Raw genomic sequence first — 7,461 nt, forward strand, 5'->3', positions numbered from 1 at the left:
CAGATCTCGAGCCAGACCGTACCCCGAGGGGCCCGCCTCGTAGCAGGCTTCGATCTTCCATTCCCGGAAGATCCCGGCATTCGAGGACCGCTGCATCCCCGCCGGCTTCGTTGCACGCCCTCATCGTACCGCTGTGGGTACGCCTCGGTCGTGCGCCCGGGTGCGAATGCCGTCTCCCGGGGCCCCGGGCTCGCGGAGGGGTCCCCTCGGCTACGCTCGCGACCTTGCGCCCGCTCGCTGCCGGTTCCGCTCGATGCGATTTCTTCCCTTCTGCGGGACACTCCTCCAACCGTACTACCGACAACCTCCAGGAGTGTCCCCCCGCCTCGTCGACCCCCCCGCATCGCCTGGGGCCCCGGTTGCCGGCGCTCTCCCGACGGGGCAGGCAAATTCGGCGCCCGCCGCAGGGGATCCCCCGAGCGGTAAGCCGAAGGCGGAACCGGCGGAGGCCCCGCCGTTTGTAGGGCAATAGTGATTGCGTACCACATAGGAAGGAGAATGGCCGGGGAGAGGACCAATGGGCACGTTCGCTGGACGCAGCCGGGGAGCCGAGGCTGGACGCGAGCGGGGACCCCGGAGGCGAAGCCGCTCCCGGCGCCCTCGCAACGGGACGTGCCAATGCGGCGCCCGCCGCAGAGGATGAAAAGTTTTAAGAACGTCCCTGTTCTTGACTTCCGCCGAACTGGAGGGTGAACAGCCGGTGGTAGATCCCCCGGGCCGCGAGGAGCTCCCGGTGGGTGCCGGTCTCCCGGACCTTCCCCCGGTGCATCACGATGATCCGGTCCGCCGAGAGGATGGTGGAGAGCCGGTGGGCGACCACGAGGGAGGTGCGACCGGCCAGGAGGATCGCGAGGGCGGTCTGGACCTCGTGCTCGGTCACCGGGTCCACACTGGAGGTCGCCTCGTCCAGGATGAGGATCTTCGGGTCGCGGGCCAGCGCCCGCGCGAACGAGACGAGCTGCCGCTGGCCTACGGAGAGCCGCCCGCCCCGCTCCCCCACCTGCGTGGCCAGTCCGCCGTCCCAGCCGGCGGAGAATCGCGCGACGCCGGCCACCTCCACGGCCCGGTCGAGCGCGCCCCCCCCCGCCTCGACATTCTCCCGGATGGTCCCGGAAAAGAGAAACGGGTCCTGCAGGACGAGGGAGATCATCCCGCGCAGCTCGCTGCGGGGGATCTCCCGCACGTCCCTCCCGAAGAGCCGGATCTCCCCCCGGGAGATCTCGTAGAACCGGCACAGCAGGTTGAGGATCGTCGTCTTTCCCGCGCCGGTGGCCCCCACGATCGCCCCCGTCTCCCCCTCGCCGAGCGTGAAGGAGACCCCGCGAAGGACCATCTTCCTCCCTCCCCGGTCCTCGCCGTCTCCGCCCGGGTAGGAAAACCAGACGTCCCGGAACTCGATCGCCGGCGGGTCGGGTCCCCGCCCTCCCCCGGCTTCCGGCCCCTCCTTCCTCCCGGCGGGAGACTTTGCGCCGGAAGGGGGCGGCCGGTACTCGGGAGAGATCTCCTGGTCGAGGATGAGGAAGATCCGTTCGCTCGAGGCGAGCGCCGACTGAAGAATGTTGTACTTGTCGCTCATGTCCTTGATGGGGTTGAAGAACTTCTGCGCGTATTCGAGGAAGGCGACCAGGGTCCCGAACGTGACCGCCCCCGAGATCACCCGGATCCCCCCCTGCCAGAGGAGGAGGGCCACCGCGACGGAGGCGATCAGCTCCACCCCGGGAAAGTACACGGAGTAGAAGTTCGTCAGGCGGACGCTCTCCGCGGCGTACTCCTCGTTCCGCTCGTCGAACCCGCGGTCCGATTTCTCCTCCTGCACGAAGGCCTTCACGACGGCCACCCCGCTCACGTGCTCCTGCAGGAAGGCATTCATGCGGGCGAGCTTCCTCCTCATCTCCCGGTTCCCCTCCCGGATGAACTTCTTCAGCAGCTCGACGAAGAGGAGGAGGGCGGGAAGGACGGCGAAAATGATGAGGGCGAGCCGGGCGTTCAGCCACAACAGGACCGAGGCGGTCCCGACCAGGAGCACCACGTCGCCCACGGTGGATACGAGGCCCGAGGAGATCAGCTCCTGGAGCGCCTCCACGTCCGAGGTGAGGCGGGTCATCAGCCGCCCGGTGGGGGTGCGGTCGAAAAAGGAGACCGGCAGTCGCTGAAGCCTTCCGAACATCTCGGTGCGGAGGTGGAGGATGACTCGCTGCCCGAGGATGGACACCGTGAACATCTGAAGATAGAGAAACGCCATCCCCCCGGCGACCGCAGCGAGGTAGAGGGCGACCCGCCCGCCCATCCCGGTAAGGACCCGGGGCGTGATGTTCCGGTCGATGATCAGTTTGATGAGGTAGGGCCCGGCGAGCTGGCAGGCCGTGCCGAGGAAAAGCCCCGCGAGGGCCAGCGCGATGAGCCCCTTGTGGGGGATCAGGTAGGAAAAAAGACGGCGCAGGAGCCGGATGTCCATCCCCCGCGCTTCCACCCGGTCCTCGTAGAAATAGAACTCCCTCCCGTTGCTCATTGCGCCGCCTCCAGCTCCCGGGCAAGCATCTGCCGGGAATAGAGGTCGTAATAGACCCCCCTTCGGGAGAGCAGCTCGTCGTGCGTCCCCTCCTCCACGATCCTGCCCCCCTCGAGAACGAGGACCCTGTCGCACCGGGAAAGAGATGCCATCCGGTGCGTGCTGAACAGGACCGTCCGGCCGCCGCCTTCGGAGAGGATTTCCCGGAAGATCTCCCGCTCCGTCTCCGAGTCGACCGCGGAGAGGGCGTCGTCGAGAAGGAGAATCTCCCCCCCCGCGCACAGGGCCCGGGCGATCGTGGCCCGCTGCTTCTGGCCGCCGGAGAGGGAGATCCCCCTCTCCCCGATCACCGTGCGCATGCCGTCCGGCATCTCCTCGATCTCGTCCAGGAACCGCGCCTTGGCGGCTGCGCGGCGCGCCTCCTCCTCATCCGGGAGATCCTTTCCGAAACCGATGTTCGCCAGGATCGTGTCCGAGAAGAGGAACGGGTCCTGGCTCACGAGGGAAACCGTGCGCCGGACCTCGTCCAGGGGGATCGCGCCCATGTCCCTCCCCTCGAGAAAAACCGTCCCCGCCGGGACGGGGTACAGCCGCAGGAGCAGGGAAAAGAGCGTGGTCTTCCCGCTCCCCGTCTGCCCCACGAGGCCGACGATCTCCCCTTTCCGGAGGGAGAAGCTGATCCCCCGGAGCGCCTCGCCCCGGTCCTGCTCCCCGTAGGCGAACGAGAGGTCGCGGACCTCGAGGAACGGGGCGTCTCCGACCTTGCGCGGAGGGAACAGTGCGGGTTCCCAGGGTTCGGGAAGGACTCCGAGGAACTCGTTGATCCGCCCCATCGCGCTCCCGCCCCGCTGGACGAGGTTGATCACCCAGCCGAGCGCCATCGTCGGGAAGGAAAGCATCGCGAGGTAGGCGTTGAAGGCGACGAAGCCGCCCAGCGTCAGCTCCCCCCGGATGACGAGCCACGACCCAAGCAGGAGGACGATGGCCACCCCCGCCCCCGCCAGGAGGCCGATCGCCCCGTGGAAGGCGGCGGAGGTCTTCGAGACCGAGACGTTATGCCGGTAATATTCCCGGCAGGCGCGGTGAAACCTTCGCTCCTCCTGCGCCTCGAGCCCGTACGCCTTGACCAGCCGGATCCCGGTGACGTTCTCGCGGAGGGTGTCGTTCATCGCGGCGATGGACTCCTGGGCTTTCCGGTGGTACCGGTGGAACGCCTTGCCGTACTCCCGGGACGTGTACACGATCACGGGGGCGAGCGCGAGGGAGACGAGCGTCAGCGTGACGCTGATCCGGGCCATGAAAAGGAGGGCCAGGACATAGGAGATCGCGGTCCCGACGAGCGTCAGCACCCCGGGACCGAGGAGCAGCCAGACCGCCGATACATCGTTCGTCATCCGGGACATCACATCCCCGGTGGGCGTCCTGCCGAAGAACGACAGGGGAAGGCGGATCACGTGGGAGAAAACGTCCCTCCGGAGGCGCATCTCCACACGCCGGCCCGTCACGAGCATCCCTCGCCGGCCGAGATACCGGAACCCCCCGTGCATCGCCGCGAAAAAGACCATCCAGGAGACCGCCCGGACGACCCGCTCTCCTCCTCTCGGCGCCGAGATCCCGTCGATCGCCTCCCGGGTCATCCAGGGGACGAGGAGCCCGAAGAGGCTGGACACGAACAGGAAAAGGACGCACCCAAGGTACGCCCGCCTGTGGCGGCCGAGGTAGGGGCGCAGGGAGAGAAGCTCGCGGATGGCCGTTCCCCTATCCCGGAATCGGGTTGGGGGTGAAGCAGAGCAGGAAGAGGAGGGCCGCCGCGATGCCCAGGCGCTGTCTGCCGGGGGTCAGGGGGACCTCCTCGAAAAGCGGCGGCGGGTGTCTCGTCCCCAGAAAGAGGAGCATGAGGGACCACAGGATCCATCCCGCCCAGAGGATCCCGAGGGGAAGGAGGACGTACGGTATGGCGCGCGCGACCCTCTCGTATCTGACCCCGAAGAGCGCGTAGGCGATGTGACCGCCGTCGAGCTGGCCGGACGGAAGGAGGTTCAAGGCGGTGACGAGCAACCCGATCCACCCCGCGAAGGCCACGGGGTGCAATACCACGTCGTACCCGTCCGGGACGGACCCGTGGACGGCGTACGTCGCAGCCCGGAAGAGGATCGACTCCCCGAGGGGGATCCCCGCCGGGACCCCCGCGGTCCGCTGCACAACCGACAGCTTGAGCCCGATGAGGATTACGGGCACGGCCACGATCGCGCCCGCGATCGGCCCGGCGGCCCCGATGTCCATCAGGGCATTCCGGTTCGGGACGGGCGACTTGATCTTGATGAAGGCGCCGAACGTCCCGATGAACGAGGGGGCGGGGATGAAATAGGGGAGGGTCACCGTGACGTCGTGACGCCTCGCGGCCGTGTAATGGCCAAGTTCGTGCACCCCGAGGATCGAGAGGAGCGGGAGGGAGAACATGAATCCGAGCACGAGGTCCCCGGGGGCCGCCAACGGGTTCCCGCCGGCCAGGAACGCCCCCGCGACAAGAGTGGTGAAAAAGGTAATGGCGAACAGAACTCCATGGATGATCAAAGGCGTTTCTCTCCTTGTTTCCTTGCCTCAATTATAAGATAAAGGAAACGGCAGGTGGGGATTCGGAACCGGAGGCGAATCACGATGGTCCCGGAAGGGGAAAGGGTACTGCTCCACATCTGTTGCGCGCCCGACGCGTCGTACGGCGTCCCGGCGATGGAGATGCGGTTTCCGGTCGTCGGGTTCTTTTTCAACCCGAACATCCAGCCGGGGGAGGAGTACGTTCGACGACTCCTTGCGGCCCGGCAACTCCAGGACGCGTTCCCCTTCATGCTGACCGTGGCAGGTGGCGGGGAGGAGGAGTGGGAACGGGCGACCCGAGGGATGGAGGACGAGCCGGAAAGGGGCCGCCGATGCGAGGCGTGCATCCGGATGCGTCTTGCCCGAACCGCGAGGGAAGCGAAATCCCGAGGGTATCCCGCATTTTCCACAGTCCTGACCGTCAGCCCGAAAAAGGACGCCGCGATAGTCAACCGCGCAGGCCGCGAGGAGGGGGAGAAGGCCGGGGTTCTCTTCCTCGAGGCGGACCTGAAGAAAAACGACGGCTTCCGGAAGAGCGTGGAGATCACGAAGCGGTTCGGGATCTACCGTCAGAACTACTGCGGCTGCCGGTATTCGCTGACTGGGCGGGTACACTCCTCAACGTACGACTCGATATAGGAATGTCCCCCTTGGGAATGTCCCCCTTCGGAATGTCCCCGGTGGACTGTGACCGGGGACCCAGGCTCGCGGAGGGATCCCCTCGGCTACGCTCGCGACCTTGCGCCCGCTCGCTGCCGGTTCCGCTCGACGCGATCCGTATCCTTCAGCGGGACACTCCTCCATCCGTACTACCGACAACCTCCAGGAGTGTCCCCCCGCCTCGTCGACCCCCCCGCATCGCCTCGGGTCCCCGGTCCCGGAAATGCAGTCAGCGGCGCAGCAGGCCGAAGGAGCGGGGGCGCAGTGAGGTTAAGCGCAGCCGTGTAGGTTCACCGCACGGCGAGCCACGAACGGAGCCCCCCTCCGAGGCCGCGGAGTGGAAGCCCCCCGCGAGCCGGGGTTCCGTCGCATGGTCGGGGACACTCCTAAAAGAGCGTCCCGGTTCCCTGAAGAAACGCCCAAGAACACCCGATAAGCATTTCATGAGGTTTGGGAAAGGTTGGCGGAAGCGTGAGGGAATCGAACCCCCCGGAGACATTGCTGCCTCCCGACCGGATTTGAAGTCCGGGGGGGCCACCAGCGCCCCATCCGCTTCCGTCCGGATGATCTCCGCCGCGACCGCCGTCGATGCGGGACCTTGCGTCCCGCGCGTCCGCGGCACGGCCTGCCTACTTCTTTTCCGCTTCTTTCCGGCGGCGCTTCACCGCCTTTTTCTTTCTCTGCCGGCGGCGCCGAATTTCCCGCTTCCGTTCCGTCGTCATTTCCGCTCCGTCGCGTTTCCGTTTGGGGATCGCGCCGACATTATAACAGAAGGCCATGGAGGAACCATGAGACGATTGCTGGTCCTGCTCCCCGCCGCGCTCCTGATTTCTTTCTCCACCCCCGCGATGGCCCTGCCGGGATTCGAGGCAGGCGTCCGGGGGATGTACTGGTTCCCGGATCTTGCCGCCACGGCGCAGACCACCACCGCAGGAATCCCGGAGACGAAATTCGACGTGAAGGACGACCTCGGGGTGGGGGACGAGAATTTCCTCTCCGGCGAGGCGTTCCTCCGGTTCGGAAGGGTCACCCTCCGGCTCGGGTACACCCCGATCCGCTTCGACGGGGACCATACCCTGGCCCGGACCATCGTGTTCAACGGCCAGACCTTCTCGGTGAGCGACAATGTCATCTCCCACCTGGATGTCGATATGCTCGACGCGGAACTGCAGGTAGACATCCTCCGGCACGACCTCATCGCCGCCAGTTTCTATCTCGGACTGATCGCCAAGGTGAAGTACGTCGACGGCGAGGTGGAACTTGCGAGCTCTGTCCTGAAGGAAAAGCGGGATTTTAAAGCTCCGATCCCCATGATCGGACTGGCCGCAGGGACAGGGTTCGCAAAGAATATCGTCCGCGTCGACGCCCGGGTTACCGGGATGGCCTATTCGGGGAACCACCTCTACGAGGCCGACGCGTTCGCCTCCCTCTGCCCGTTCCCCTTCTTCCGGATCCAGGGGGGCTACCGGTACATCGAGCTGAAGGTGGATGAGAACGACATCGTCGCCGACCTGAAGCTGAAAGGGCCGTACGTCGGAGCGCAGTTCTCCTTCTGACGGGGAAAAATCGCTTGCCGGGCCCGCGGGGAAAGGTAGAATGGAGTTCCCGCGGGCGCTTAACTCAGCGGTAGAGTGCCACCTTCACACGGTGGAAGTCACAGGTTCAAATCCTGTAGCGCCCACCATACCCTTTACGAA

The 7,461-nt window shown here is 66.3% G+C and carries 5 protein-coding genes and 2 tRNA genes; 3 read left to right on the forward strand and 4 right to left on the reverse strand.

Annotated features, from left to right (window positions below; translation table 11 throughout):
* Positions 1-649: 649 nt before the first annotated feature.
* The 3 genes from VJ307_10365 to VJ307_10375 are packed head-to-tail and all read right to left on the reverse strand — an operon-like array spanning position 650 to position 5,083.
* Positions 650-2,509 carry an ABC transporter ATP-binding protein gene (locus tag VJ307_10365; GenBank protein ID HJX74544.1) on the reverse strand — a complete coding sequence of 620 codons (1,860 nt, stop codon included), beginning with the start codon at positions 2,507-2,509 and terminating at the stop codon, positions 650-652.
* Positions 2,506-4,257 (reverse strand): ABC transporter ATP-binding protein, encoded by a 1,752-nt coding sequence (locus tag VJ307_10370; GenBank protein ID HJX74545.1) that lies wholly within the window; start codon positions 4,255-4,257, stop codon positions 2,506-2,508. The genes VJ307_10365 and VJ307_10370 overlap by 4 nt, the downstream gene beginning before the upstream one ends.
* Positions 4,258-4,267: 10 nt before the next feature.
* Positions 4,268-5,083, reverse strand: a complete 816-nt coding sequence (locus VJ307_10375; protein ID HJX74546.1) for a site-2 protease family protein — start codon at positions 5,081-5,083, stop codon at positions 4,268-4,270.
* 54 nt (positions 5,084-5,137) lie between these two features.
* On the opposite strand from VJ307_10375, the gene VJ307_10380 reads away from it, so the two are divergent.
* Positions 5,138-5,743 carry an epoxyqueuosine reductase QueH gene (locus tag VJ307_10380; protein HJX74547.1) on the forward strand — a complete coding sequence of 202 codons (606 nt, stop codon included), beginning with the start codon at positions 5,138-5,140 and terminating at the stop codon, positions 5,741-5,743.
* A 482-nt stretch (positions 5,744-6,225) separates the two neighbouring features.
* Here the strand turns inward: VJ307_10380 and VJ307_10385 are convergent.
* A tRNA-Sec gene (locus VJ307_10385) sits at positions 6,226-6,321 on the reverse strand.
* A gap of 231 nt (positions 6,322-6,552) precedes the next feature.
* Here VJ307_10385 and VJ307_10390 point away from each other — a divergent pair.
* Both VJ307_10390 and VJ307_10395 read left to right on the forward strand, forming a co-directional pair.
* A complete protein-coding gene (locus tag VJ307_10390) occupies positions 6,553-7,320 on the forward strand; it encodes a hypothetical protein (GenBank protein HJX74548.1) in 768 nt (255 codons plus the stop codon).
* A 53-nt stretch (positions 7,321-7,373) separates the two neighbouring features.
* Positions 7,374-7,448 (forward strand) — tRNA-Val (locus VJ307_10395).
* Positions 7,449-7,461 lie beyond the last annotated feature (13 nt).

The organism is Candidatus Deferrimicrobiaceae bacterium (assembly GCA_035256765.1).
In the GTDB taxonomy this organism is placed as follows: domain Bacteria; phylum Desulfobacterota; class Deferrimicrobia; order Deferrimicrobiales; family Deferrimicrobiaceae; genus CSP1-8.

Bases quoted from the DNA above. Each gene is read 5' to 3' on its own strand.
- VJ307_10390 (HJX74548.1), top strand. From the start codon at position 6,553: ATGAGACGATTGCTGGTCCTGCTCCCCGCCGCGCTCCTGATTTCTTTC.
- VJ307_10365 (HJX74544.1), bottom strand. From the start codon at position 2,509: ATGAGCAACGGGAGGGAGTTCTATTTCTACGAGGACCGGGTGGAAGCG.